23 protein-coding genes are annotated in these 25405 nt (G+C 57.8%); 11 read left to right on the top strand and 12 right to left on the bottom strand.

Annotated elements, in window-relative coordinates:
* The 3 genes from AC3WP4_RS03385 to AC3WP4_RS03375 all read right to left on the bottom strand — a co-directional run.
* Positions 1-493: DUF2955 domain-containing protein (locus tag AC3WP4_RS03385; protein WP_371917832.1), on the bottom strand; the 493-nt coding region annotated here is incomplete at its 3' end.
* Positions 494-497: 4 nt separating this feature from the next.
* Positions 498-1637, bottom strand: coding sequence for an HlyD family secretion protein (locus tag AC3WP4_RS03380; protein WP_074876672.1), 1140 nt, complete (start codon positions 1635-1637; stop codon positions 498-500).
* Complete coding sequence (locus tag AC3WP4_RS03375; protein ID WP_074876670.1) at positions 1634-3187, bottom strand: efflux transporter outer membrane subunit; 1554 nt, start codon at positions 3185-3187, stop codon at positions 1634-1636. Before AC3WP4_RS03375 ends, AC3WP4_RS03380 begins: the two co-directional genes overlap by 4 nt.
* A 119-nt stretch (positions 3188-3306) precedes the next feature.
* On the opposite strand from AC3WP4_RS03375, the gene AC3WP4_RS03370 reads away from it, so the two are divergent.
* Together AC3WP4_RS03370 and AC3WP4_RS03365 are read left to right on the top strand one after the other, a co-directional pair.
* Positions 3307-3831 carry a transporter suffix domain-containing protein gene (locus tag AC3WP4_RS03370; RefSeq protein ID WP_074876668.1) on the top strand — a complete coding sequence of 175 codons (525 nt, stop codon included), beginning with the start codon at positions 3307-3309 and terminating at the stop codon, positions 3829-3831.
* Positions 3832-4265: 434 nt separating this feature from the next.
* Entirely contained in the window at positions 4266-4442 is a 177-nt protein-coding gene (locus AC3WP4_RS03365; protein ID WP_371916906.1) for a hypothetical protein, read from the top strand.
* 208 nt (positions 4443-4650) lie between these two features.
* Here AC3WP4_RS03365 and AC3WP4_RS03360 read toward each other — a convergent pair whose 3' ends face one another.
* Both AC3WP4_RS03360 and AC3WP4_RS03355 read right to left on the bottom strand, forming a co-directional pair.
* Complete coding sequence (locus tag AC3WP4_RS03360) at positions 4651-5280, bottom strand: dTMP kinase (protein WP_102615474.1); 630 nt, start codon at positions 5278-5280, stop codon at positions 4651-4653.
* Between the two features lie 262 nt (positions 5281-5542).
* The gene (locus tag AC3WP4_RS03355; RefSeq protein ID WP_102615475.1) at positions 5543-7825 is read right to left on the bottom strand and encodes a heavy metal translocating P-type ATPase; all 2283 of its coding nucleotides are present in this window, start codon (positions 7823-7825) and stop codon (positions 5543-5545) included.
* Between the two features lie 281 nt (positions 7826-8106).
* Between AC3WP4_RS03355 and arcD the strand changes: the two genes are divergently transcribed.
* Both arcD and AC3WP4_RS03345 read left to right on the top strand, forming a co-directional pair.
* Positions 8107-9600: an arginine-ornithine antiporter gene (gene arcD / locus AC3WP4_RS03350; RefSeq protein ID WP_102615476.1), complete on the top strand. Its 1494-nt coding sequence runs from the start codon at positions 8107-8109 to the stop codon at positions 9598-9600.
* An 86-nt stretch (positions 9601-9686) separates the two neighbouring features.
* Positions 9687-10229 (top strand): Hsp20/alpha crystallin family protein, encoded by a 543-nt coding sequence (locus tag AC3WP4_RS03345; protein WP_102615477.1) that lies wholly within the window; start codon positions 9687-9689, stop codon positions 10227-10229.
* 118 nt (positions 10230-10347) lie between these two features.
* On the opposite strand, the gene AC3WP4_RS03340 is transcribed toward AC3WP4_RS03345, so the two are convergent.
* From AC3WP4_RS03340 to AC3WP4_RS03330, 3 genes are all read right to left on the bottom strand, one after another.
* Complete coding sequence (locus AC3WP4_RS03340) at positions 10348-11736, bottom strand: MBL fold metallo-hydrolase RNA specificity domain-containing protein (RefSeq protein WP_256581266.1); 1389 nt, start codon at positions 11734-11736, stop codon at positions 10348-10350.
* 99 nt (positions 11737-11835) lie between these two features.
* Complete coding sequence (locus tag AC3WP4_RS03335; protein WP_102615479.1) at positions 11836-12756, bottom strand: universal stress protein; 921 nt, start codon at positions 12754-12756, stop codon at positions 11836-11838.
* 73 nt (positions 12757-12829) lie between these two features.
* Positions 12830-13084: an Lpp/OprI family alanine-zipper lipoprotein gene (locus tag AC3WP4_RS03330; RefSeq protein WP_102615480.1), complete on the bottom strand. Its 255-nt coding sequence runs from the start codon at positions 13082-13084 to the stop codon at positions 12830-12832.
* A gap of 233 nt (positions 13085-13317) precedes the next feature.
* Here AC3WP4_RS03330 and AC3WP4_RS03325 point away from each other — a divergent pair, with 233 nt between their 5' ends.
* The 3 genes from AC3WP4_RS03325 to AC3WP4_RS03315 all read left to right on the top strand — a co-directional run bounded on the left by AC3WP4_RS03325 (position 13318) and on the right by AC3WP4_RS03315 (position 16362).
* Positions 13318-13965: a BON domain-containing protein gene (locus tag AC3WP4_RS03325; protein WP_076031102.1), complete on the top strand. Its 648-nt coding sequence runs from the start codon at positions 13318-13320 to the stop codon at positions 13963-13965.
* Between the two features lie 63 nt (positions 13966-14028).
* Positions 14029-15897, top strand: a complete 1869-nt coding sequence (ftsH, locus tag AC3WP4_RS03320; RefSeq protein WP_102615481.1) for an ATP-dependent zinc metalloprotease FtsH — start codon at positions 14029-14031, stop codon at positions 15895-15897.
* A 39-nt stretch (positions 15898-15936) separates the two neighbouring features.
* The gene (locus tag AC3WP4_RS03315; RefSeq protein WP_102615482.1) at positions 15937-16362 is read left to right on the top strand and encodes a potassium channel family protein; all 426 of its coding nucleotides are present in this window, start codon (positions 15937-15939) and stop codon (positions 16360-16362) included.
* A 53-nt stretch (positions 16363-16415) separates the two neighbouring features.
* On the opposite strand, the gene AC3WP4_RS03310 is transcribed toward AC3WP4_RS03315, so the two are convergent.
* Positions 16416-18791, bottom strand: a complete 2376-nt coding sequence (locus AC3WP4_RS03310; protein WP_102615483.1) for a phosphoketolase family protein — start codon at positions 18789-18791, stop codon at positions 16416-16418.
* A gap of 222 nt (positions 18792-19013) precedes the next feature.
* Between AC3WP4_RS03310 and fnr the strand changes: the two genes are divergently transcribed.
* Together fnr and AC3WP4_RS03300 are read left to right on the top strand one after the other, a co-directional pair.
* Positions 19014-19757, top strand: coding sequence for a fumarate/nitrate reduction transcriptional regulator Fnr (fnr, locus tag AC3WP4_RS03305; RefSeq protein WP_102615484.1), 744 nt, complete (start codon positions 19014-19016; stop codon positions 19755-19757).
* Positions 19758-19781: 24 nt separating this feature from the next.
* On the top strand, positions 19782-20765 hold the full coding sequence (locus AC3WP4_RS03300) for a zinc-dependent alcohol dehydrogenase family protein (protein WP_102615485.1): 984 nt from the start codon (positions 19782-19784) through the stop codon (positions 20763-20765).
* A gap of 115 nt (positions 20766-20880) precedes the next feature.
* On the opposite strand, the gene AC3WP4_RS03295 is transcribed toward AC3WP4_RS03300, so the two are convergent.
* Positions 20881-21804 carry a universal stress protein gene (locus AC3WP4_RS03295; protein WP_102615486.1) on the bottom strand — a complete coding sequence of 308 codons (924 nt, stop codon included), beginning with the start codon at positions 21802-21804 and terminating at the stop codon, positions 20881-20883.
* A 209-nt stretch (positions 21805-22013) separates the two neighbouring features.
* Here AC3WP4_RS03295 and AC3WP4_RS03290 point away from each other — a divergent pair, with 209 nt between their 5' ends.
* On the top strand, positions 22014-22916 hold the full coding sequence (locus AC3WP4_RS03290; protein ID WP_102615487.1) for a GGDEF domain-containing protein: 903 nt from the start codon (positions 22014-22016) through the stop codon (positions 22914-22916).
* 17 nt (positions 22917-22933) lie between these two features.
* On the opposite strand, the gene AC3WP4_RS03285 is transcribed toward AC3WP4_RS03290, so the two are convergent.
* Together AC3WP4_RS03285 and AC3WP4_RS03280 are read right to left on the bottom strand one after the other, a co-directional pair.
* Positions 22934-24172 (bottom strand): MgtC/SapB family protein, encoded by a 1239-nt coding sequence (locus AC3WP4_RS03285; RefSeq protein ID WP_102615488.1) that lies wholly within the window; start codon positions 24170-24172, stop codon positions 22934-22936.
* On the bottom strand, positions 24169-24297 hold the full coding sequence (locus AC3WP4_RS03280; protein ID WP_256581264.1) for a hypothetical protein: 129 nt from the start codon (positions 24295-24297) through the stop codon (positions 24169-24171). The genes AC3WP4_RS03285 and AC3WP4_RS03280 overlap by 4 nt, the downstream gene beginning before the upstream one ends.
* Positions 24298-24461: 164 nt before the next feature.
* On the opposite strand from AC3WP4_RS03280, the gene AC3WP4_RS03275 reads away from it, so the two are divergent.
* Positions 24462-25388, top strand: coding sequence for a universal stress protein (locus tag AC3WP4_RS03275; RefSeq protein WP_102615489.1), 927 nt, complete (start codon positions 24462-24464; stop codon positions 25386-25388).
* The last annotated feature ends 17 nt before the right edge of the window (positions 25389-25405 follow it).

Below are 25405 nucleotides of genomic sequence, written 5' to 3'. Positions count from 1 at the left end.
GCGGAGAAGGGGCGTTGGGTGGATCGGGGAATAACCCATGACTGAACCCCACGACGACAACGGCGAGCAGCAAGCCCTTGACCAGTGCGCCGATGACCATCGCCGCCAGTTCGAATTCGGCGATACCGGCCGAGGAAATCATGGTCAGGCCAATCACCAGGAAGGTCATGATCAAGGTGTTGCCGCCGCGCAGGCCAAAACGGAAGGCCAGGAACAGACCGACGCTGATCAATAGCACGCCGCTAACAGGGTAATAACGCAGGAGCGGGATCAAAAGCAGGCCGATGCCGGTGGTCAACAGCGCGGCCAGTGCGAGAACCAGTCCGGCCTTGAACGGCAGCGGGCGATTGATCGAGGCCAGTAACAACAGGCAAAGCACCGGCGCCAAAAAAGGAATCGGCAAGCCCAGGCCGAAACTGGCAGTGAGGCACAACGCCGTACCGGTAGCCAGGCGCAGTGCGCGTTGATCTCGCGGCGTGCGCCGGGTAGACATACCTTTAATAGGCATAGCTCAGCCAGCTCATGAACCCCACAAATACGTGCCCTAGAGGGTTCAACGGATTGCCCTCGGTGGGGAAGGCCATGACTTCAGCCTGCCCACCGGCACGGATCCCCCGACTGTCACGCAACGTGTTCAATGAGTCTGGCGAGAACTCGATAATGACTGGAAAACGTTGGGCCGGACGTAACCAGTCGCGGCTGTTCTGCACGCTGGGCAAGGTGCCCGGTGCGGGTGTCTGTCCCACGCTGACGCCGTAACCGACGCTGCGCACGCGCCCCTTGAATATCTCGCCCGGCAGAGCATCCAGAACAATCGAAACCGGCGTATCGAGCTTCACCAGACCGAGGTTGTTCTCGGTCATGTCCGCACTGACCCACACATCATGAAGAGCGATCAGGGTCATGACCGGACTACCGGCCGCAGCGAATTGCCCTGCATCTGTGCGCAGGTCCGTAATCAATCCGGCCGAGCGAGCGCGAATCTGCGTGTTGGACAGATCCAGTTCGGCTTTGGACAACGCCGTGGCGGCACTGCGCAGCAAGGCGTTGTCCTCCTCGCTGCCACCTTCCTGCTCCCGCGCACGCTGCACTTCGGCGCGGGCCGCAGCGACCTGACTCACAGCCTGTTCGCGGTTGGCGCGAGACACCTCGAGCAGTCGTACGGAAATGGTGCCAGGGTCTTCACGATACAAACCCTCTAGACGCTGATTGTCCTGGCGCGCCTTGAGTTCATTGGCCTGGGCTGCCCGCAAGTTGGCTTGCGCCGAGGCAATGCCGGCGGTGCTCGCACCGATCTGCCGACGGGTGGATTCAAGGTCGGCACGTGCACGGTCGACGGCAATCTGGTACGGCTGAGGGTCCACCTCGAATAGAACTTCACCGGCCTTGACGTCCTGGTTGTTGCGCACGTTCACTCGGATCACGCGGCCTGCCACTTCCGAGGCGACCGGAATCACAAAGGCGCCCACCCGGGCTTGTTGTGTATAGGGTGTGAAACGATCCGCCAACAGGTACCAGGTCAGACTCAGGAGGATCAATAACAGCACCCACTTGATGCCTTTTTTCGCCGGGTCGGCAGCCGGCGCTGGCGCCTGGGTGACAGGTGTCTCGGGCGTTGGCTTGGCGGCTTCACTCATTGGTCTTTTACCTTGTAAGACATTGGAATGGCAGGCTGTGCAGCGGCGGGCTCTTTCAGCAGATCGCCCCAGTCGGTGCGTTTTTCCATTTGCTGGCGGGTGGCTGGATCAACTTTCGGCTGGGCGCTGTACCAGCCACCGCCCACGGCTTTGTACAAGGCAATGACATTACTCACGGCATTGCTGCGGGCGACCAGATAATTGTCCTGTTGTTCGAGCAAGGCTCGCTGCGCATCCAGCACCCGCTGGAAGTCCGAATAACCTTCGCGATACTGCGCGCTAGCCAGCACCAGCGAGCGTTTGGCCGCCACTTCGGCCTCACGCAGGATGCTTTCGCGCTCCAGGGATTTGATCAGTCCATAGGCCGCATCGTCCGCCTCGCGTGCTGCCTGGCGAACCTTGTCGCGGTAGGCTTCGATCAGCTGCTGCAACCGCGCATCCTGGACGCGAACGTTGTTGCTGATCTGGCCGTGATCGAACAGATTCCAGCGCAGGCTTGGGCCGCCGATCAGATCCAGATTTCGGGGCGTGCCACTGAGCGTGTCGGTTGACCAGACAATGCTCCCCAGCAAGGTCAGCGACGGATAGAAATCACTTTCGGCCACACCGATCAGCGCAGACTGGGCGGCGACATTAAGCTCGGCAGCGCGTACGTCGGGCCGACGCAGGAGCAAGTTAGCCGGCACATCCTGCAACACAGCACGATCGACCAGCGGGATCAATCCCATGCTCTGGGCCAGTTGCGGCAGTGCGCCAGGCGGCTGACCAACCAGCACCGCCAACGCGTTGCGGGTTCGTTGCAACTGGTCTTCGAAATTGGGGATGGTGCTCAACGTGCCCAGGTACTGGGTTCTGGCTTGTTGCAAGTCGAGTTCGGCAGTTTGGCCACTGTTGAAGAGCTTCTCGGTAATCTCGAAGTTGCGTTTTTGCTGCTTGGCGTTTTCCTGGGCGACACGCAAACGGGCTTCGGTGGTGCGCAGCGAGAAATAGGTATCGGCCACTTGTGCGCGCAGCAGTACCAGTACGTCTTCATAGTTGGCCTGGGCGGCAAAGTAGCTGGCATCGGATGACTCAATGGCGCGACTGAAGCGGCCCCAGAAATCCAGCTCCCAACCCACATCGAACCCCGCGCTGTGTTGCCAGAAATGACTGTCTTGCGGGTTGGTCCCGCCGGATTGCCTGCGGTTGAAGTAAAGACTGTCGACACTGGCTTGCTGCAGTTGCGGGTAAAGCCCGCTTTGAGCAATGCCGAGTTGGGCGCGGGCTTCCATGACGCGCAGACCGGCGATTTTTAGGCTGGAGTTGCGTGCATCCGACTCGGTAATCAAATGATCCAGGACAGGATCGGCAAAGACATGCCACCACTGACGAAAGTCCGGGTTCAGGCTCCGCTGGCTGGATTGCTGGAGGGCAGGGGTGCTCCAATGTTTGACCCATTCTTCGCCGGGCGGCTGGAAGTCCGGCCCGAGTCGTACGCAGCCACTGAGGCCGAGTACGCCAAGCAGCGCGAGCCGGCCTGGCCAATTCAGCAGGGTTGTACCTGGATGCATTCCACATTTCCCGACCAACAAAGTTCACTGGAGCATAGTCGTCCAAATGGTCACATGGCTGCTACGCTTTTTAAGCGCCATCAAATCTACTGTGATCAGTCAAAAAAGGTACGGAAATTATGAGTAACACCGAAGGTGTCGCTGAATCGCATTCAGCCAGCTGGCGCTTTAAGTTGGGGATAGCAATTATCTGCTTGATGCTGGGCTCCTGGTTATTGGTGCCTCTCGCCGCGGCTGCCGACGTGCCGGGATCAAAGATCGCTGCACTGACCGGCGTGCTGTTCATCAGCAACAAAGTCCTGTTGATCATCGTTATAGCGGTGATGGGCAAAGCCGGATTCCAACAGCTAAAACGAAGCCTGTTCGGATATGTGTCCTCACTTGCACCTAGCGCAGAAGTCGAAGTGGGCCCATGGCGTCACAGAGTTGGCATCGTTATGTTCTTCGTGCCGCTGATTTCTTCTTTTCTTGAACCCTACATCGACAGCATTTGGCCAGGGCTCAGGCCCAACCTCTGGCAAGCTCAAGCGCTGGGTGATCTCATGCTGATCGCCAGCTTTTTCGTATTAGGGGGTAATTTCTGGGAGAAAGTGCGCGCCTTGTTTATCCGCACGGCTCGTGTCGCAAACACCAGTGCGGCGTGAATAACAATAGGGGGCGAGGTAATGAGTACTCGCCTGTTCAAGCTCCTAATGGGTAGCTCGACTAAAGAGCTATTTAGCATAGTTATTATTAATCGAGTCAATAGACACGATAGCGTTAGAGCATTAAATGCACCTTATTTCACATGATTTACCAACACCTTTGATGAACACATTCCCAGCGCTACAGGCTGTAATCACAGCGTTGAGGCTCCCACATAAAAACGGTTTCTAACGCAGAACCTTTCAAGCTCAACGCCGCGCGATGGTTGGGACCGCTGGCGGTCGGCGCTGCCTGATGACATCTGTTTATTACTTGCTGATGAAGAGTTCGCCGATGGTCATTTGAACCAATCAGACATCGTGCATTTAATACCAAGTGGGAGATGCAATTCAGTGCAGGCTGATTTTCCGGACGGCACATTAAAAACGGTGTGATGGGCAATGATGAATCGCGCCGAACAATGTCTGCTGTTTACATGTCCCGGGGGGCGTCTGGAAAAGCTCCGCAGCTTACAAATGGATTGGCGGGATACGGTCTGGTTGGTGAAGCGGTTACGCCAGGGTTTGATTTTGCAGATATGGAGTTGGTCGGCCAGCAACATACAGAGTAATTTCCCGAACACACGCAGCTGATTGAGACGTTGAGTGGCAGAGGTGATTTGAACGCTGCAAAATCTGCGCGCAGCTGGGTTAATCTCGAAACATATCGTTACGTGTAATGTATATTATGTTAAATAATGTGTCAGGATGGAACTTCTACCAAAGCTCCTTTCCTTCAATCCTGCCAATGATGCTATTTCAACGGCTATCTCAACCGCATCACGCCCTGTGCAGCGAGCTGCGCTGGACTCTATAGATCTCAGAAACCACCTGCATCGTTGCGTCTTCGATTGTTCCTTCATTACGGCAAAGAACCCAGCCGTGATCTGCAATCGCTCGCTCGAACGCCTTGGTACAAGCGACATGTTCTTCCAGCTTATGGATCACCGTACTGCTCAGCCCGCGCCGACGTGCCGCTGCCCTCGCCCATGAAATTTCAGGGGCGGTGACAACCCCGACATGCAGGTCAGGCACTCGGACGTTTCGATCAATGTTCAACTGTAGAATCTCTGCAAACGGGACTATCCGGCGAAACGCGGCATCAGACGGGTACCAGCGATCGATCAAGATGATGCTGCCGGGTGGCTGTTTAGCCAGCACGTGCTGGGAAATCCAGGTACGGCTATCAGCAAAACGCGCACAAACCTCCAACTCCAAATCCCGGGTGGGATCTCTGACGAGTTTGTTAACGAGGGCCATTGTTTCCCCCCTGTAAGGATCACTTTTTTTCTCGCAAAGCCGGATCACCTTTTTGTTATCGGCCCTCAGGGCTTTCGTAACGGCCTCCAGCAGTGTGGTTTTGCCGGCGCCCTTGGGTCCATCTAGAGAAACAAACAGCGGACGATTCATTCTTCACATGACGATTGATATACGGTTTTTTTTTGCCCCTGTTCGTTCGCTGGCGTCGCTTGGTGCAACTATGCGAATCGAGTGGAGGGTCCTGATGAACAGACACTGACGAACACTCTAACCTGCTTTCTGGCTAACGGGTCTCAAATCCAGGGTTACAGCCGCTTGTGAACATCGGTCATCCCTATTTGAACCGGGCCGCAGGTCATGGGCTGATCCTGGGCCTTACTCATTTCATTCCCTTTTGCAGAACTTGAATGCCTTAGCGCCAATCCAGATAACGAAACAGTTCCTCCTCCTGATCAAAGTGCAGTCGCACGAGGGTATCCAGACGAATCAGCTGATGCTGAATCTCATCAGCAGGTGCCGTTGCGGGGTCGGAACTGAAGTCGCTACTCATGCGCGTCAGTAAATGGATAAGGCGAAAAATCTCCCGGTGAGCGTGGCTCATAGCCGACATCGGGTCCTCGCCGGGCATGCTTCGCGTCAGCAGCGGATACAGTGTGTTTTCATCTTCGTGTTCATGCCGCGCCAGTGATGTTTGCAGCTGGTTGACCAGTTCCACCAAGTCGGTCTGTGCTTGCGCAAGTGGGCGCTGGGCAAAGTCATTGGCCAGTTGATGCAGATCGCTCAGTACGGTGGACAGTTGCTGGTGTTCGTCTTGCAGGCGATCGATATGTTCTGCGGCAAGCTTTCGTTTCCTCAGCCCCCACAACGGCCCCAGTGCCCGCAAGGCATTAAGGATAATCACCACGTCGATACCCTCCTGCACCACGGCGCCAATCAGCGGCGGCAAGTAACCGAGGGCTGCCACGGCCATGGCCAGCAACGACATTCCCATGCCGATCAGCACACCCTGGCGGGCGATGTAGCGGGTGCGTCGGGCAATGTCCAGCGCTTCGACCAGACGATCCAGACGATCCACCAACAGCACAACACCCGCGGCTTGTGCAGAGGCAGTGGCACCGCTGGCTCCCATGGCCACGCCGACATTGGCCGCCGCCAGCGCGGGGGCGTCGTTGATGCCATCACCGACCATCAATGTGCTAGTGCGCAGGCAACCTTGCTGTACAGCACGCACTTTATCCTCAGGGGTCAACCCGGCACGCAGTTCGTCAATCCCAGCAGATAGGGCAATCATTTCGGCGGTTTCCAGGCGATCTCCGGTGAGCATGACGATCTTTTCGATGCCCCTATTGCGCAGTCGACGCAGAGTTTGTGGAGTCTCGCGCCGAACCTTGTCCGAGAAAACCAGCAGGCCCGCGAGTTTCCCATCCACGTCGATGAAGCTTCCACTGCACGCCAGGTAGTCCATGTGCCGCAGCATGGCGGCGACCCAGTCAGTTTCAGGGGCGTCTTTGTGAGCAAAAGGCAACGTGCCGAAACGCACCTGCACGCCGTCGACGAGCCCACAAAGCCCAGAACCTGGGCTTTCTTCTACTCCCTGGGGGGCGCTGAGAGGCAATTGGCGCTGAAGCGCAGCTTCAACAATTGCCTGGGAGATAGGATGCGTCGAGGCCTGCGCCAGCGAAGCGGCCAGGCCAAGCAGGCGCTGCGGATCGGCCAGTCCATTGACCTCTATCGACTGCAGACGGGCATGGCCGCTGGTCAGCGTGCCGGTCTTGTCGAGGAACACCTGCTTGACCCCAGCCAACGCTTCCAGGGTCGCGCCGTCCTTGATCAGGATCCCGCGCCGCGCAGCCCTGGAAATCCCCGACATGATGGCAATCGGTACTGCCAGAATCAAAGGACAAGGTGTCGCCACCACCAGCACCGCCAGCGCTCGCAAAGGATCACCACTCAATTGCCAGGCCAATCCGGCAATCAGCAACGTCAGTGGGATGAAGAACAGTGCATAACGGTCGGCCAGACGCACGAAAGGTGCGCGCGAACGGCGTGCCTCCTCGGCCAGCCGCACTATGCCGGCATAGGTACTCTGCGCGGCCGTTCGCGTGGCAATTAGCAGGATGGGCGCACCGACATTCGAAACGCCGCTGTGCACTTGCTCACCTTCTCGACGGGTGACGGGCAACGACTCACCACTGAGCGCTGATTCGTCCAGAATCGCCGCAGGACTCAGCAGGCGCCCATCGACCGGTATCACCTCCCCCAACCGCACCAGCAATGTTTGATTTAACTGGACCTGCTCAACCGGAATCTTGCGTAAACCGCCCTCCTCCTGTAACCAGGCAAAACGTGGCGCACGGTCGATGAGCGCACGTAGCTCACGTTCGGCATGCTGCTTGGTGAAAAACTCCAGGGTCCGGCCGGACGCCAGCATCAAGGCAATGACCGCCGCCACGAGCGTCTGCTCAAAGACCAGGGCGGCGGTGATCGACATCAGCGCAATCAGGTCCACGCCAGCCTCGCGTCGAGCCAGACGCCTGGCAATCTCGATGAGCAATACCGCGGACATCACCAGACTGCCTGCTGCCCAGTACATCGATGCCCAATCAGGTTTCTGCGCAACATACGCGATACCGCCGGCCAGCAGCGTCAATGCGGTGAGCAGCAATAGAACGGGGTCCAGCCACTTGCTGAGCATCGAAGTGAGCTCCTCAAAAAGCGATTTGCATGCATCGCTGTAAAAACAACTGCCGCTCATCGAGGTAGAGCTTAGGACTCGAATGTCCTTCGTGTCCGCCGGGCGTAGCAATTGACGCGTTGGAGACAATAGAGGGGCATGGCTGTGCCCGGATAAATCGGCTGATTTCCCACTTTCTGATCTATATCAAACAGACGTTGGACGTTCACGCAGAAATTAGAGTCAGCATTCGCACCATCGCATGCGATGAGTGCAGACACTCTCGTTTCGTGGAGACTCCCATGGCTACCCACCTGCAAGGCGCCCAGCCGGTCGTCCCGCCGACTGCCAACCACCCCCTTGCGGCCAGTTTGCGAAAGGTGGAACCCAAGCGCCTGTCCCTGAGCCTGCTGATTGCCCTGGTGGTCGGCTCGATGATTGGCAGCGGTATTTTCAGCCTGCCACAGAACATGGCGGCCAGTGCGGGGGCCGGGGCGATCCTGATTGGTTGGCTGATCACCGGCGTCGGCATGTTGTCGCTGGCGCTGGTTTATCAGACCTTGTCCAACCGCCAACCGGCGCTGGATAACGGTGTGTTCGCCTACGCCCGCGCCTTGGGTGGCGAATACCTCAGCTTCAATTCAGCGTGGGGCTATTGGATCAGCGCCTGGATCGGCAACGTCAGCTATCTGGTGATTTTGTTCGCCGCCCTGAGTTATTTCTTCCCGCTGTTCGGTGAAGGCAACAACAAAGCGGCGATTGCCGGGGCGTCCGTGGTGCTATGGTCATTGCACTGGATGATTCTCCGGGGCATGCACACGGCGGCGCGCGCCAACGCGTTGACGACGGTGGCCAAGATCGTGCCGTTGTTGCTGTTTATCGGTCTGGTGATTGCAACTTTTCAGCGTGAAACCTTCAGCGTCGACTTCTGGGGCTCGCCCGCGCTGGGCAGCACCCTCGATCAAGTCAAAAGCACCATGTTGGTGACTGTCTGGGTGTTCATCGGGATCGAGGGCGCCAATGTGTTCTCTGCCCGCGCAGCGGAGCGGGCCAATGTCGGCCGCGCCACGGTCATCGGCTTTGTCATCACCCTGTTGCTGTTGATTGCAGTGTCGTTGCTCTCGTTGGGCATTCTCAGACAACCTGAACTTGCCGCCCTGAAAAACCCTTCGATGGCCGGCGTGCTTCAGGCTGCCGCCGGGCCGTGGGGCGCGGTGCTGATCAGCATTGGCTTGATCATTTCGGTGGGTGGCGCCCTGCTCGCCTGGACGCTGCTGGCGGCGGAATCGGTGTTCACACCGGCCAAGGAAAAGGTCATGCCAGGCGCGCTTGCCGTGGAAAACACCCAGGGTGTGCCGGCCAATGCGCTGTGGATCACCAACGGCTGCATTCAACTGTTCCTGTTACTGACGTTGTATTCGAGCGCCAGTTACCTCGCGCTGATTTCCCTGGCCACCTCAATGATTCTGCTGCCGTACCTGTTCAGTGGTCTGTATGCGCTGAAACTGACCTGGCAGGGCCAGACCTATGCCGGCCACCGCGCTCTGCAACTACGCGACATGGCCATCGCCTCGGTCGCCACACTGTATTGCCTGTGGCTGCTGTATGCCGCCGGGCCTAAATACATGTTGCTCAGCGCTTTGCTGTACGCCCCCGGTTCGTTGATCTATCTGGCCACCATGAAGGCTCGTCAGGGGCAACCGCTCAGCGGCCCCGAGACGGGACTGCTGATCATTATCTGGACGGCGGCAGCCTATGCCGGCTGGATGCTGTGGTCCGGGACGCTGGCCATATAAAGCCAGTCTTCGAGTTCTGTTCTTTCCAGGGTGGACTGGTTTAAGGGATGTTTGCAGCCTGCCCTTTACCCAAGAGGAGTAGTGAAATGAGCAATTCTGTAAAAAAAATGCCGGTGGCTACCGACGACAAAACCAGTCAACACCCGATGGCAAACGATCTTTGGCGGCCGCTGGAAAAACTCCGGCAGCAGGTCGATCACCTGTTCGATGACTTCAATCGTGGTTCGGGTCTTTCCCCCTTTGGTCGTGGGCTGTTCGATGTTGAACCGTTCTGGCGTCGTGAACCGATTGGACGTGGCATGCCAGCCGTAGACATTACTGAGAAGGATAAAAGCTTCGAAATCACCGCCGAGTTACCCGGTATGGATCAGAAGAACATCGAGATCAAGTTGTCCAACGGCAGCCTGATCATCAAAGGGGAAAAGAAAGAGGACAAGGAAGAAAAACGGAAGGGCTATTATCTTAGCGAACGTCACTACGGTTCCTTCGAGCGGGTGTTCAGCCTACCCAAGGGGGTCGATACCGACAAAATCGATGCGAGTTTCAGCAAAGGCGTGCTGAGCATCTCGCTGCCGAAAAAGCCCGAAGCCATGAAAGCGGATCAAGTCGTTTCAATTAAAGGCGATTGAGTCTGGCGCCGCCCTGCCCAGCCGGGAAACCGGTTGGGCAGAAGTGCTGTCAATGAGCGGTAATAAACATTCCTCCTGCCAAAGGGGGCAGGCTTCAAACCGGCGAGGACATCTTTAGTCAGCGCGATGCGGTTACAGGCGCACTGATGGCGTCGAGCTCAACACTGTCGCGGTACTCCGGCACCGACACCGACCAGCCCAATTCCAGGCTAATGCGTCGACGCAGTACATCCGAAGCATTCGGCTCGCCATGCACCACGTAAGTGTGTTTCGGCGGCCGCTTGAATCCGCGCAGCCATTGCATGATTTCATCGGCGTCGGCGTGCGCGGACAGTGTTTCCATCGGCACCACTTCAGCCCTGATCGGCACATCCTTGCCGTGAATGCGCACCGAAGGCGCGCCCGCGACAATTTGCGCGCCACGAGTACCGCCGGCCTGGAATCCAGGTACGAGTAACGTATTGATCGGGTTGGGGGCCAGTGCCTTGAGGTGGTGAATCACACGCCCCCCCGTGGCCATGCCGCTGGCAGCGATAATTACCGCCGGGGTGCGTTGCTGATCCAGTTTGATCGAGTCAGCGGTGGTGCGCACGAACTGCGCGACGTGACACATGCCTTCGCATTCTTCGGGGGACAAACGGTGCTCACTGCGAAAACGCTGGTACAAACTCGTGACGTCGGTCGCCATCGGACTGTTGAGATAGATCGGCAAATCGGGAATCGCGTGTCGTTGTTTCAGCCGATACAGGTGGTACATCAACAGTTGGGCGCGCCCTACTGCGAACGACGGAACCAAGGTGATGCCATGACGCAGCGTGGTGCGGGTGATGACTTCGGCCAATTGCGCCTCCGGCGACTCGACCGGATGTTTGCGATCACCATAAGTCGATTCCACGAGCAGGTAGTCAGCCTGCTCGACAGTTTCTGGAGCGAGCATCAATGGATCATCTGGCCGTCCCAGATCCCCTGAACAGACCAGCGTGATGCCATCGGCGATCACCTCCACCGTAGCCGCGCCCAATATATGCCCCGCGCAACGAAGCTGGATGGTCATGCCCGGGGCAATTTTGACCCTGTGATGCAACTCCACTGGTCGCAACAGTTTCAGTGCCCGCTCGGCATCTTGCTCGGTATAAAGCGGCAACGCCGGGTTGTGCCGGGAGAAACCATGCCGATTGGCGAACTCGGCGGCCTCTTCCTGCAGGCGGCCGCTGTCCAGTAGCAGGATCCGCACCAGCTCACAGGTGGCGGGTGTGGCATAAACCGGACCGCGATAACCGCTACGCACCAATACGGGCAGGTAGCCGCTGTGATCCAGATGGGCATGGGTAAGGACGATGGCGCCGAGGTTGCCAACCGGGAGCTGGAACGGGTCCCAGTTATGCAATCGCAGCTGTTTATAGCCCTGGAACAGGCCGCAATCGATCAGTACATGTTGGTCGCGATGTTCCAACAGGTATTTGCTGCCGGTGACCGTGCCTGCTGCACCAAGAAATGTCATTCGCATGGTCGTTTCCTTGAACATTCATGGGAGCTCTATTGATTGCTCCTTTTGGCGCAAGAACAGTTGATTTTTATCAACCGGGGGTGCGACCGAATCGTCGTTTTAGTCAAGCCAAGGCAATGGCTTTACGATCGTCAAGCTGCACGGGGCCCTGTTCAGCACGCTCTCGGCAGTACTGCCGATCAACCTGTCGATTCCGTGGTGATAGACCGTACCCAGCACCACCATGTCGAATGCATTCTGTTGGGCGAAAGATCCGATCACTTTGTGGGGAATGCCGGTCAGTAGATGTTGGCATTTTTTTTCAATGCCATAGCGTTCGACAAGCACCTCAAAAGCCTCCTCCTGGGCATCGTTGACCGCGTCTCTCAAACTGTCATCCAGACTCGATGTCGGCACACTCCGCGTCGCGTCGCCCATCACTGACCAGTTGTTGACATTCAACACGTGCAAGGCGGCGTCACAGGAGGCCGCCAACGTTGAAGCCAGGTCGAGAATCCGGTCATTGAGCCCTTGGGTCAGTTCCTCCAGATGGGACAGATCGATGGTCGCGAGAATTTTCAACGGCTTGGGATTTTCAGCTTCCGTAACCAGATGCAAGGGTGTGGGACAGTTGCGCAGCAACAGCCAGTCCAGAGGACGATGGAATGCGCGATCGAGTGCAGGTACATGCTGGGTGTCCTTGATCACCAGATCCGCATGGAAGTCATTGACATACTCAAGGATATTCGCCGGGGTGGACCTGGCCCAGACAACCTCGGTGGTTACCGGCAACCCGATACATCGTTGGAACCGGGCTTGCTGCTCCAGCCAATGTCGATGCACCTGTAAGTAGCCCTCCCGTGCCTGGGCCATCGCATCGTGATCAAACAGCCCGGCCACCGCCAGCGCCTGCACATAGTCGAACGCGACGATGTGCAATATGGCTCCGGTGGCACAGGCCAGCGCGTGCGCCCGGTCAAACGCTGGAGTGCGGGTCATTTCGGTGGGGGCAATCAATAGGATACGTTTAAGTTTAAACATCACAGACCTCTTCCTTGGCTTATCTGCCCGAGTGCAAACCCGACTTCCTGTCGGGAGTTCGTGCAATAGTTCATTACTTGCGAGTCGCCTTGTCGGTCATCCGACTGGCACGCACCTTGTCTTCATCGGCCGTGCGTAGCGCCTGGCTAGCCGTTGCCTGCGCCTGCTCCGCCTTCATGTAGGCCTCATCGGCCCGGAGTCTGGCCGTTGCGGCATTGTTTTCCGCAGACTCCAATCGGGCGTCGAATTCCTGAGTGCGCTTATTACTGCAACCGGCAGTCACTGCTACCAGAACGCTCAGCAATACAAAGGGCAAGCGCTTATTCATGACTTTTTCCTCTTGGTTTATCGCAACTGGAAAAGCTTCGGATCGTTGCCCCAAGTATCTGACTCCATCAGTTGCACACTCTGATTTTTGTCAACTAATGGCCTGCTGGCGATTAGTGAGGAACTCACTGAAGCCTTGTTGATTTAACTCAATGTCCTGGCGTCGTTCAGGCGTAAAAAAAACTACCGGGCATTTGCGCCCCATCAATACCGCATCAAACAGAGGACACCGCCATGACTGATTTGAGTCTGCGTAAAACTATTTTGGAGGAGCTTGAGTTCACGCCTGAAATCGACGCTGCCAGCATTGGCGTTGCCGTGGACAATGGCGTTGTCACCCTCTCCGGTCACGTCAACAGCTATGCCCAGAAAGTCAGTGCAGAGCGCGCGGTAAAAGGCATCAAAGGGGTACGCGCTGTTGCCGAAGAAATCCAGGTCAGGCTGGAGAAAGGCGCCGGCACAGCGGACGACACCATCGCGACCCGCGCCTTGAATATCCTCAAGTGGAGCGTCGACGTACCCGACGGTGACATTAAGGTCATCGTGCAAAACGGGAGGGTCACCCTTGAAGGCGAAGTGGACTGGCAGTACCAGAAAGAAGCCGCCGAGCGCGCCGTGCACAAATTGTCCGGCGTGGTCGGTGTGGACAATCGACTCACCCTCGTCCCTCGGGTAGACGTGGTCGATATCCAGCATCGCATTGAAGAAGCCCTCAAGCGCAACGCAGAAGTCGACGCCCAGGACATTCACGTCAAGGTCGATGGGGATGTTGTGCGACTGGAAGGCAACGTTCATTTGTGGCGCGAGCGCCGCATCGCGGAACGGGCCGCCTGGTCGGTGCCGGGGGTAAGGGAGGTGGACGATCATTTGCGCCTTGTTTGAGCCAATCCCCCTGGCACCTGCGATCTGCCTGTTGGACCCAGGCCTCCTTTCTGAGTGAATTTCATGAAAAAAAATCAGCAATGGAACCTGTCCTACTTCGCGATCGCGTTTATCGTGCTCACCCTCGGTCAATTTCTGTTTATTGATAGTCGTGTCGTACAAAGCATTCCATACAGCCAGTTTCTGCAACTGCTGAACGAGCAAAAGGTCAGCGATTTACGAGTCGAGAAGGATCAGATCAGCGGCAAACTGCAGGAACCCATTGACGGGCACGACTTGTTCTCCACTGTGCGGGTCGATCCGGTGCTGGCGACGGATCTCGCACAATCGGGTGTCGGCTTTACCGGGGTCAACGAAAACACTTTTTTGAATGGACTGCTGGGCTGGCTGCTGCCGTTTTTCCTGATCATGGTGATCTGGCATTTTCTGTTTCGCGGCATGGCGGAAAAACAAGGCATAGGCGGATTGATGAACATCGGCAAGTCCCGAGCCAAGGTGTTCGTGCAGCGTGATACCGGGGTGACCTTCGCCGATGTCGCGGGTATCGATGAAGCCAAGGCCGAGTTGGTAGAAATCGTCTCTTTTCTTAAGGACAAAGCCAAATATGCACGCTTGGGGGCGCACATTCCCAAGGGCACGTTGTTGGTCGGTCCGCCGGGAACCGGCAAAACCCTGGTGGCGAAAGCCATCGCGGGTGAAGCCGGTGTGCCGTTTTTCTCGATCTCGGGGTCGGAATTTGTCGAGATGTTCGTGGGCGTGGGTGCCGCCCGTGTACACGACTTGTTCGAGCAAGCACGGCAGGCGGCGCCCTGCATCATCTTCATCGACGAACTTGATGCGCTGGGCAAAATGCGAGGTGTTGGCGCATTTGGCGGCAATGACGAAAAGGAGCAAACCCTCAACCAGTTACTGGCAGAGCTGGACGGGTTCGATCCCCGTGAAGGCGTTGTACTACTGGCCGCGACCAATCGACCAGAGATCCTTGACCCGGCACTGTTGCGAGCCGGCCGGATCGACCGCCAGGTGCTGATTGATCGCCCGGACCGTAAAGGCCGGCAAGCGATCCTCAAGGTCCATCTGCAAAAAATCACTGTGGAGCCGGGTCTGGATGGCGAGCGTATTGCCGACATCACCACGGGCTTCACGGGCGCTGATCTGGCAAACCTGGTCAACGAAGCGGCCATCGTGGCCACTCGTCGTGGCGCCGAAGCGGTCAGCCTTAATGACTTCACGGCGGCAGTGGAACGTATCGTCGCGGGGGTTGAACGCAAGAGCAGCGTGCTACACCCCGACGAGCGCCAGGTGGTGGCGTATCACGAAATGGGGCATGCCTTGGCTGCCAGTAGTCTGCCCGCCATGGACCCCGTCCACAAAGTTTCAATTGTGCCGCGCGCCATTGGCTCGCTGGGCTATACGCTGCAGCGCCCGACCGAAGATCACTTCCTCATCAGTTGCCAAATGCTCAAGGACCGGATCGTCATCCTGATGGCCGGACGCGCCGCCGAATACCTTGCTTATGGCCAGATTTCTACCGGGGCTGCCGATGATCTGGCTCGTGCCACTGATATCGCCAGACAATTGATCACCCGGTTTGGCATGAGTACCGAACTCGGACAGTCGGTTCTGGAACGGCAAAACACCACCTATCTGGGCGAACGTATGCAGAGCGTTGGTGAGAAAGACTATTCGGAACAAACGGCCAGGGAAGTTGACCTGGGTATTCGTGCCCTGCTCGATGAAGCCTATGGGCGGGCAAAAGCCCTGCTTGACAGTCGTCGGGGTGATCTGGACGCCGGTGCACACTTGTTGCTGGAAAAAGAAACCCTGACGCCCGAAGAGTTTCCACCGCTCATGCCGATCAAACCCGTCCCCGCCATCCACCCAGCTGACCGTGACGCCCCCCTGAGAACCTGTCTTGATGACATCCCTTAGTGCGGACCGCTACGCATCCGCTACCGCCGGAGGTTCGCCATGCTGGCAGTCACGTTGATCAATACACTGGTGGTCATCATTGTTGTGGTGATCCACTACGAATGCCTGTTGCGCCTGAACGATTGGTTGCCGCGGCTCAAGCTTTGGAGCCGTTTCAGGATTGTCGTCGGGGTATTCGGCGCCCTGCTGGCCCACGCGTTAGAGGTCTGGTGCTTCGCGCTGGTCTATTACCTGATGGTGCGCTCCGGCGAATGGGGCGGCCTGACCGGCAACTTCGACGGCTCGCTGCTGGACTGCGTGTACTTCTCCTTCACGACCTACACGACAATCGGTTTCGGCGATATTTCACCCGTGGGTAATCTCAAGTACCTGACCGGCCTGCAGGCATTGACCGGTCTGGTACTCATTACCTGGACAGCATCATTTCTATTTCTCGAAATGCAGAAGTACTGGAAGAGAAAATAGGTGTACGCACTTCCATCAGGTGGGTATTTGATGCCGCGCGGCCCTATCGGACTTCAGCGACCCGCCACTGGCGTCCATTGCCAGTTCAGGACTTCGGGCATGTCCTGCCCGTGCTCAATCAGGTAAAGCTTGTGTTTCTCCATGATCGACCAGTAGCGCGACCGCGCGGTTTGCAATTGATCGTGCAGCCGGGGCACGCGCTCGATGACGTCCAGCGCCAATTGATAGCGATCCAGGTTGTTGATCACCGCCATGTCGAACGGTGTCGTGGTCGCGCCCTCCTCCTTGAAGCCACGAACGTGGAAATTTTCGTGATTGTTGCGTTTGTACAACAGTCGGTGGATCAGCGCAGGGTAGCCATGGAAGGCGAAGATCACCGGTTTGTCGACAGTAAACAATTCATCGAAGGCACTGTCCGACAAGCCATGAGGATGCTGGTACGACGGCTGTAGCACCATCAAGTCCACGACATTGACCACCCTCACCCGCAGATCCGGCACGTACTCGCGCAACAGGGTGACGGCGGCCAGGGTTTCCAGGGTCGGGACGTCACCGGCGCAGGCCATGACCACGTCCGGGTCTTGATCATCCCGGCACGCCCAATCCCATCGACCGATGCCCGTCTGGCAATGACCGATGGCGGCATCGATATCCAGCCACTGCCATTCCGGTTGTTTGCCGGCGACGATGACATTGATGTAGTTGCTGCTGCGTAAGCAGTGATCGGCGACAGATAGCAAGCAATTGGCATCGGGCGGCAGGTAGATCCGCACGACATCCGACTTTTTATTCGCCAGCAGATCGATGAACCCCGGGTCCTGGTGGGAGAAACCGTTATGGTCCTGGCGCCAGACATGGGACGTCAGCAAATAATTGAGCGAAGCAACGGGTTTTCGCCACGGCACCTCGGCGGCGGTTTTCAGCCACTTGGCATGCTGATTGACCATCGAATCGACGATATGGATGAACGCTTCGTAACAGGACAACACACCATGGCGACCCGTCAGCAAATAGCCTTCGAGCCAACCCTCGCACACCTGTTCGCTGAGGATTTCCATCACCCGACCATCGGCTGCCAGGTTGAGATCATCGGGTTCAAGCGGCTCCATCCATGCCTTGGCGCTGACCTCATAGACAGCATCCAGTCGGTTTGAAGCGGTTTCATCCGGGCCGAACAGACGGAAGTTGCTCGCACCCAGACTGTTTTTCATCACGTCGCGCAAAAACGTGCCCAGTACCCGTGTGGCCTCGGCGCGCAGGCTGCCGGGAATGTCGAGTTTGACGGCATAGTCGGCAAATCGCGGCAGGCTCAGCGGCTGCAATAACAAGCCCCCGTTAGCGTGGGGATTGGCGCTCATGCGCCGATGCCCGGTGGGGGCCAACGCGGCGATCTCGGGGAGCAAGGCGCCATTGGCATCGAACAGTTCGTCGGGTCGATAGCTTTCGAGCCATTCCTCCAATTGCCGCAGATGAATCGGCTGCTGGAAATCGGCCAGCGGCACTTGATGCGCGCGCCAAGTGCCTTCGACGCGACGGCCATCGACGAATGTCGGGCCGGTCCAGCCTTTGGGTGTGCGCAATATCAGCATCGGCCAAAGCGGGCGCTCTGGTGGCCCGGATGGCCCGGGCCGACGCGCCTCAAGCTGGATTTCACGAATTTTCAGCACCATCGTGTCCAGCGTTTGTGCCATCGCCTGATGCACCTGTACCGGGTCATCGCCTTCGACAAAATACGGGTCGTAGCCATAGCCATACATCAGGGCTGACAGTTCTTCCTCACTGATTCTGGAAAGCACCGTGGGGTTGGCGATTTTGTAGCCGTTGAGGTGCAGGATCGGCAATACCGCCCCGTCACGCGCAGGGTTGAGGAATTTGTTGGAATGCCAACTGGCGGCCAGCGTCCCCGTTTCGGCCTCACCGTCACCGATCACGCAGGCGACGATCAGGTCGGGATTATCAAACGCGGCGCCATAGGCATGGGCCAGGCTATAGCCCAGTTCGCCGCCTTCATGGATCGATCCCGGAATCTGCGCCGAGACATGGCTGGAGATTCCGTAAGGCCATGAAAACTGCCGAAACAGGCGAACCAGACCGTTGGTGTTGCGTTCCACCGAGGGATAAAACTCCGTATACGTCCCTTCCAGATAAGTCTGTGCCACAACCGCTGGCCCACCATGACCGGGGCCGGCCACAAAGAGCATGTTCAGGTCGTACTGGTTGATCAGCCGATTGAGGTGGGTGTAGATCAGGTTCAGCCCAGGGGTCGTGCCCCAATGGCCCAGCAAGCGCGGTTTGATGTGCGCCAGGGTCAGCGGTTGCTTCAGCAGCGGGTTGTCCTTGAGGTAAATCTGCCCGACGGCGAGATAATTGGAGGCCCGCCAATAGGCATCCAGCCGTTGCAGTTGCTCAGGACTCAGAAAATCGCTCATGAGGGTCTCCGCCAGAGTGTCGGTGCACCATTGGATATTCATCGATTCTGAAAGTCTGAAACGCTTGAGACTTGATTTACATCAATTCTCCAAGTCATCGCTCAAGCTGAATGGCACGGGATTCCCCCATTCGTCGATTTTCTCGGTCCCCTCCCCCAATGAGATGCGCGTCGAAAGGCCCGCCACCTATGCTTACTGCATTCCCAGAAGGTGTTTTCTCCCATGCCTGAAGCCCATCCTCTTCAAGTCCATTACCTCAAGGCGGCGTGTTCCAACTGCAGCGTATTGGAATTGTGCCTGCCGATAGGCTTGAGTGGCCCGGAGGTCGAGCGTCTGGATACGCTGATCGTGCAACGCTTCAAGGTCAAAAAGGGTGCAGCGTTGTACCGGACTGGAGATCCCCTGCGCTCGCTTTACGCGGTCCGTATCGGCTCATTCAAGACCTGCATGGTGTCCGTCGACGGTCGTGAACAAGTCACCGGATTTCAAATACCTGGCGAGATACTCGGGCTGGACGCCATCAGTACCGATGAACATGCCTGCAACGCGTTTGCCCTTGAGGATAGTGAAGTCTGCCCCATCCACTTTGCGCAACTGGAAAAACTCGCCCAGAGCCTGCCGTCACTGCAGCACAACCTTAACAGGCTCCTGAGCCGGGAAATCGTCCGCGATCACGACATGCTGATGATGTTGGGCAACATGAACTCGGATGAGCGCCTGGCCGCCTTTCTGCTGAACCTGTCACAACGTTTGAATATGCGTGGTTATTCATCCAGGGACTTCGTGCTGAAAATGCGCCGCGAAGAAATCGGCTCCTACCTGGGGCTGCGATTGGAAACCATCTGTCGGGGCATTGCGCATCTGCGAGATCAGGGGCTGGTGGAAATAACGGGGCGAGACGTCAAGATCCTGAACATGGAAGGGCTCAAGCAGCTAGTCGTGGGCTGTCATCGTCCCCTCCGCTAACATCCGCACGTCTGGAGCATCGACATGCGCGCCATGGTTTTGCATGCACCCGGCCAGCCGCTGCAACGGGAAGAGCGCCCAATCCCGACAGCCGGTCCAAACCAACTACTCATTAAAGTCTTGGCCTGCGGCGTGTGCCGCACCGATCTGCACCTGGTGGACGGCGAATTGCCACAAGCGGTACTGCCGCGAGTGCCGGGCCATGAAATCGTCGGTGAAGTCACAGCCGTAGGTGCCGACGTTGCGCCCAACTGGATAGGCCAGCGGGTGGGTGTTCCATGGCTTGGCTGGACCTGCGGTCACTGCGCGTTCTGCCGCTCGGGCCGGGAGAACCTTTGCGATCAGGCCCGATTCACCGGCTGTCATCTGGATGGCGGGTACGCCGAGTACACCGTGGCCGACAGGCGTTTCTGTTTTTCCATACCTGAGGCGCTCTCGGACCTTCAAGCAGCCCCACTGCTGTGTGCCGGGCTAATTGGTTTTCGAGCATTGCAAATGGCCAAAGGCGCACGCCACCTGGGCCTCTATGGTTTCGGCGCGGCGGCACACCTGGCCATTCAGGTCGCGCGCGGTCGGGGACAGCAGGTGTATGCCTTCACCCGGCCGGATGACAGCGAAGGCCAGGCCTATGCCCGATCACTGGGCGCCGAATGGACGGGGCCATCGGACCAGCCACCTCCGCACCTGCTCGATGCCAGCCTCATCTTCGCCCCTGTAGGCGCGCTGGTGCCGGCGGCGCTGGCCGTCACCGTAAAGGGCGGCTGCGTGATTTGCGCTGGCATTCACATGAGCGATATCCCCGCTTTTCCGTATCGCCTGCTGTGGGGCGAGCGCAGTGTCCGTTCGGTGGCCAATCTGACCCGCGAAGACGGCACGCAGTTTTTTGAGGAGTTGCAGCACACGCCTGTGCACTGCGACATCACCCGTTTTGCGCTGGACGACGCCAATCAGGCACTGACGCACTTGAGGACCGGTCGGTTCAATGGCGCGATCGTGCTCACTCCCTGACGGCAGGTGAAAAAATGCCGACGCTCTGGCGACGCGCCGGTGGTTTCAAGACGCGCTCGTTCCCCCTCTCCCGCGATGTTCCGGCCAACGGTTCATCGCGGGGCTACCCAAGTTTTCAGGATTGCAGAGTCTTGCCTGGTTTTATCGCCAGTACACTGCACGGCGCCCGATGCAGGAGTTGTTCGGCCGTGGTCCCCAGCAGCTTGTTCAACCCCTTGTGCTGCACCGTTCCCATCACGATGACATCGGTGCGGTGGTCTGCCGAAAATTGACAAATACTCGACACCGGTGCGCCTTCGATGAAGTGCCGACATTCCGGTGGCACACCGTGACGCTCTGCCAAGGCCGCAAATGCCTCGGCCTGAGCCACGCCCAACGTTTCATAAATCCCGACGGCCAGCGGTAGCGCACCAAATCCCATGTCCTGGGCATACACGGCCGTCCAGTCAAAAACATGTAGCAGCTCCAGCCGGGCGTCACACTGTTCAGCGAGCTTGATCGCAGCGTCGATAATCTGATCGTTGAAGACAAGGTCCTGGTCTTCGCCGCGCAACACATCGACGATGGCCAGTACGTTGTGGGGGCGCGGGTTGAGGGCATTGGTCACCAGATGCACCGGCACCGGACAATCGCGCAACAACTGCCAGTCCAGCGGCGTAAAAAACACCCGTTTCAATGCCGATTCTTCCTGGGCATCCTTGATGATCAGCGCCAGCGGCATCTCGTTGACGAAGTGCAGAATCTCCTCATAAGGATGCTGTACCCACACCACCTCGCTAGTGACCTCGACCCCGTGTTTGCTCATCAGCCCGGCTTGCTCCGCGAGCCACTGCCGATGGGTTTGCAAATAGCCGTCCCGGGCCAGGTTGATTTGTTCAGGGGCGAACAGGCCAGCCACCGCCAGGGCCTGCAAATAATCGAACGCCACGATGTGCAACGGCAATTGCATCGCGAGTGCCAACGCGGCGGCGCGGTCGAACGCGGGCGTGCGGGTCATGGCTGGGGGGGCTATTAGCAGTAAACGTTGAGTCTGCGACATGGGGCACCTTGGCACGCGGCCATCTGGATGAAGTGAACAGGTATCCAGATTGAACGTTCCTGCCGGAGGCGACTTGATCTTTATCAGAAACGGCGTCCCGTTCGACGCTGATTACGGCAGCTAAAGTTGATCTTGATCAACGGATTTCCTCCTCCATGGCCCTAGCCTGAATCAAGGCTTAACGTGTCAATAGCAATGTCGGAGGGGCAATGATCGAATATGACCAGCAGTTGTTGGTAAGAGCATTGGATGCTGCGACAAACCCGGTAATGATCACTGAGCGGACGGGGTGCATCGTCTGGATCAATAAAGCGTTCTGCCTCTTGAGTGGCTATACAAAACTGGAACTGGTGGGGAAAACCCCGCACCTGCTCTCCTCGGGAAGACAAAGTACTACCTTCTATCGGGACCTATGGTTGACGCTCCTGGCGGGCCTGACCTGGCAGGGAGAAATGGTCGAGCGACGCAAGGATGGGGGTAGTTGTACGGTCAATCAGGTCATCACCCCCGTGCTCGATCATCAAGGTGTGGTGACGCACTTCATCGCCATCTTGCACAACTTCAAGTTGATGGATGACGAACGCGCCAGCATGCGGCAGCTGGCGTTCCATGACCCCCTGACCGGGTTGCCTAACCGCAGGTTGTTTCTGAATCTGCTCGATCAGGCGATGGACCACGCCACGAGACATCAACAGTCGTTGGCGTTGATGTTTATCGATCTGGATCGCTTCAAGTCGGTCAACGACACGCTGGGGCACGCCTGTGGAGACAAGCTGCTGGTAGCGGTGGCCGAACGCTTGGGCCAGACCGTGCGCAGATCCGACGTTGTCTCTCGTTTAAGCGGGGACGAGTTCGCGATTCTGATCACGGGCACGGATCAAGTCGACCAGCTTGAGGCATTGGCCAATAAACTTATCGCCGCGATCAATCAGCCCTTCATGATCGAGGCACAGAGTATCGAAATGCGCATGAGCGTCGGTATCAGCCTGTTTCCCTCTGAAGGCGTCAGTGCCGAGGACTTGCTCGGGCAGGCTGACAGCGCGATGTACCAGGCAAAACAAGCCGGTGGCAATACCTGCCGTTTCAGCCTCCTGCCGCCACATGCTGAGTAAGAACTCAATACACGACCTCAGTGCAACAAGGTGCCCACCCACATCGCCAGTGTCAGCAACACCTGGCCGGGGATCACATACGCGGCGAATCGTCGTCCGCCGCTGACCCAGGCCACCAGGCATTTGCTCAGCGAGTTACTACTGACAGCTGTCAGCGCGGGGCCGGCAATAGCATCGAAAGGCAACAGCCCGGCCTTGGCCAGGGAGGCAATGGACGCCGTCGAGGAATGCGCGTCGGCAAATCCGCTAAGGGTCGCGGTCAACATCACCCCTGCCTCGCCAAAGTGGCTGAGCATCACTGACGACAGAAAAGTGATGCCGGTCATGGTCAGCGTGACGATCAGGGCCAGCTTGAGATTGAACGCACCACCCACCTTGATCGGCTGGTTCGCGCCGGTCGCAGGTGTGAAAAACATCAAGCCCAGGCCATACAGCGCCGTGGCAGCGGCACCGCATAACAGCGGCCCCCACATATGACGCAACAGGCCGGTATCGACCGCCCCCAGGATCAGGCCAACCTGGGTGACGGTGGCCAGATTGGACAGTATCGCTGCGGCGCTCAGGGTTTTGATGTGCTCTGGTTCTTTGGTGACGAGATGCCCCATGGCGGCGATCGTTACGGTACTGGAAGCAAACCCGGAAGCGATGGCGCTGATCGCATAGCCGTAACGACTGCCCAAGGTACGTACCGCGATATGGCCCATCGCACCCACCGCCATCAGCAATACGGTCAGGGTGCAAATGGTGCGGAGGTTGATGGCGGCATACGGGCCGATAAAACGGTCCGGTGTCAATGGCAGTACCACCAGTGCCGCAATCAGTAGCACCAGCCCGTCGCGCATTTCCGCTTCGGTCAGTTGGCTGCGGGCAAAGTGGTGCAACTTCTGCCGGTACATCAACAGCGCAGCTATCACCACACCCATGATGATGGCCAGCTCAGGCGCGGTGCTACATAACGCGCCCAATACCAACACTGTGAGCAACGCCACTTCGCTGGTCACACCCGGATCGTTACTCAAGCTTCGCCAATACGTCACGCAAACCAGCATCGCCAGGCCGAAAGCCATGATCCCCACCAGCAGACCACCTCCGACCAACATTGCCCCGTAACCCAACAACGCGGTAATCGCAAACGTGCGCAAGCCGGCACAGGCACGGCTGTCCCCTCGCCCCTTGTGCCGTTCGCGTTCAAGACCGATGAGCATGCCGATCCCCAGCGCAGCGGCCACTCCCGCCAAGCCCAGGTTTTCGATCATGGATGCCCCGCTCTCATGTTCGCCATGACGATCCCTCCCGTCTCATTCTTGCGCTTGAGTTCAGCACGCACCCAAGACTGCGCCGCAATGACGGACGGGAGGTTGATAATGGTCAACCATTTCATGATGGGCTCGGCGCGACTAACCGCGCGTCGGACGGCATTTTTCCATCCCCCGCCTGTTTGACAAAAATCAATCCCGCCTCCCCGGTCAGCGGCAGGATGAGCCTAAGACTTCACTGCCCGCCAATGAGCGCAAGCGTTTCCGGATTACCTACAGGAGATTTGTCATGTCTGAGCAATCACGTTTAATGCTGGTCGTCTCCCCCCTGATGGAAAACAGCCCCGCGTTCGACCGGGCCGGGGCGTTGGCCAAGGCTTCGGGTGCGGCACTGCATATCGTGGCATTCGATTACCTCGAAGGGCTGGCGACCGCCGGCATGGTCAACGAACAAGCGTTGGAGCAGATGCGACTCGGGTATGTCGAGCGCCATCGTCAATGGCTGGAAGAGCAGGCCCGTCCCTTACGAAAAATCGGAGTGCACGTCACCACTGAAGTGGTCTGGGTGGAAAGACCCTTGCAGGAAATCCTCATTCACCTCAAAGAACAGCCGATGACCGCACTGATCAAGGCACTCGAATACGAATCGCTGCTGTCGCGCCTGATGTTCACGCCCCTTGATATTCATTTACTGCGCGAATGCCCCGTGCCTTTGCATTTCGTCAGTCACGTGCAGCACGCCCTCCCGCGCAAGATCGTCGCCGCAGTGGATCCGTTCCATCGTGCTGGTCAGTACAAAGATTTCAATGATCGGATTCTGCGCGAGGCCTCGAAACTGGCAAGCACCTGTAATGCGACGCTGGATGTGATCTACGCCCATGACCTTTCATCCATTAGCGCCGACGAATTCGGCTTCGACAACGCCTCTGCATTCTTTTCCTCAGGTACCGCCAAGACGCTGTTCGATGCACAAGGCGATGCCTTTCGCGAGCTGGCCGAGCGCAACGGGATCCCGTCGGAACGCCAGCACATGATCATGGGCAATCCGGCCAAGGTCCTTTCCAGCTATGCGAATGCCTATGACATCGATGTCATCGTCATGGGACGTGTTGGCCATCGTGGCATGGGCCGACTGATCGGCAGTACGGTGGAACAGCTGCTGTACAAAATGCCGTGCAGCGCGTGGGTGGTTTCACCGGAAGAACTGGCTGACTGAAAGAAGCTCACCCACCC

The sequence above is a fragment of the Pseudomonas sp. FW305-20 genome (assembly GCF_058788075.1).
Note: the sequence above shows the minus strand (reverse complement) of the source record. Positions and strands in the feature narration are given on the sequence as shown.

What these genes read in the sequence shown, in the direction of transcription:
- AC3WP4_RS03380 (WP_074876672.1), bottom strand. Translation starts at nt 1,637, where the DNA reads ATGAGTGAAGCCGCCAAGCCAACGCCCGAGACACCTGTCACCCAGGCG.
- AC3WP4_RS03375 (WP_074876670.1), bottom strand. Translation starts at nt 3,187, where the DNA reads ATGCATCCAGGTACAACCCTGCTGAATTGGCCAGGCCGGCTCGCGCTG.
- AC3WP4_RS03370 (WP_074876668.1), top strand. Translation starts at nt 3,307, where the DNA reads ATGAGTAACACCGAAGGTGTCGCTGAATCGCATTCAGCCAGCTGGCGC.
- AC3WP4_RS03365 (WP_371916906.1), top strand. Translation starts at nt 4,266, where the DNA reads ATGGGCAATGATGAATCGCGCCGAACAATGTCTGCTGTTTACATGTCC.
- AC3WP4_RS03360 (WP_102615474.1), bottom strand. Translation starts at nt 5,280, where the DNA reads ATGAATCGTCCGCTGTTTGTTTCTCTAGATGGACCCAAGGGCGCCGGC.
- AC3WP4_RS03355 (WP_102615475.1), bottom strand. Translation starts at nt 7,825, where the DNA reads ATGCTCAGCAAGTGGCTGGACCCCGTTCTATTGCTGCTCACCGCATTG.
- arcD (WP_102615476.1), top strand. Translation starts at nt 8,107, where the DNA reads ATGGCTACCCACCTGCAAGGCGCCCAGCCGGTCGTCCCGCCGACTGCC.
- AC3WP4_RS03345 (WP_102615477.1), top strand. Translation starts at nt 9,687, where the DNA reads ATGAGCAATTCTGTAAAAAAAATGCCGGTGGCTACCGACGACAAAACC.
- AC3WP4_RS03340 (WP_256581266.1), bottom strand. Translation starts at nt 11,736, where the DNA reads ATGCGAATGACATTTCTTGGTGCAGCAGGCACGGTCACCGGCAGCAAA.
- AC3WP4_RS03335 (WP_102615479.1), bottom strand. Translation starts at nt 12,756, where the DNA reads ATGTTTAAACTTAAACGTATCCTATTGATTGCCCCCACCGAAATGACC.
- AC3WP4_RS03330 (WP_102615480.1), bottom strand. Translation starts at nt 13,084, where the DNA reads ATGAATAAGCGCTTGCCCTTTGTATTGCTGAGCGTTCTGGTAGCAGTG.
- AC3WP4_RS03325 (WP_076031102.1), top strand. Translation starts at nt 13,318, where the DNA reads ATGACTGATTTGAGTCTGCGTAAAACTATTTTGGAGGAGCTTGAGTTC.
- ftsH (WP_102615481.1), top strand. Translation starts at nt 14,029, where the DNA reads ATGAAAAAAAATCAGCAATGGAACCTGTCCTACTTCGCGATCGCGTTT.
- AC3WP4_RS03315 (WP_102615482.1), top strand. Translation starts at nt 15,937, where the DNA reads ATGCTGGCAGTCACGTTGATCAATACACTGGTGGTCATCATTGTTGTG.
- AC3WP4_RS03310 (WP_102615483.1), bottom strand. Translation starts at nt 18,791, where the DNA reads ATGAGCGATTTTCTGAGTCCTGAGCAACTGCAACGGCTGGATGCCTAT.
- fnr (WP_102615484.1), top strand. Translation starts at nt 19,014, where the DNA reads ATGCCTGAAGCCCATCCTCTTCAAGTCCATTACCTCAAGGCGGCGTGT.
- AC3WP4_RS03300 (WP_102615485.1), top strand. Translation starts at nt 19,782, where the DNA reads ATGCGCGCCATGGTTTTGCATGCACCCGGCCAGCCGCTGCAACGGGAA.
- AC3WP4_RS03295 (WP_102615486.1), bottom strand. Translation starts at nt 21,804, where the DNA reads ATGTCGCAGACTCAACGTTTACTGCTAATAGCCCCCCCAGCCATGACC.
- AC3WP4_RS03290 (WP_102615487.1), top strand. Translation starts at nt 22,014, where the DNA reads ATGATCGAATATGACCAGCAGTTGTTGGTAAGAGCATTGGATGCTGCG.
- AC3WP4_RS03285 (WP_102615488.1), bottom strand. Translation starts at nt 24,172, where the DNA reads ATGATCGAAAACCTGGGCTTGGCGGGAGTGGCCGCTGCGCTGGGGATC.
- AC3WP4_RS03280 (WP_256581264.1), bottom strand. Translation starts at nt 24,297, where the DNA reads ATGAAATGGTTGACCATTATCAACCTCCCGTCCGTCATTGCGGCGCAG.
- AC3WP4_RS03275 (WP_102615489.1), top strand. Translation starts at nt 24,462, where the DNA reads ATGTCTGAGCAATCACGTTTAATGCTGGTCGTCTCCCCCCTGATGGAA.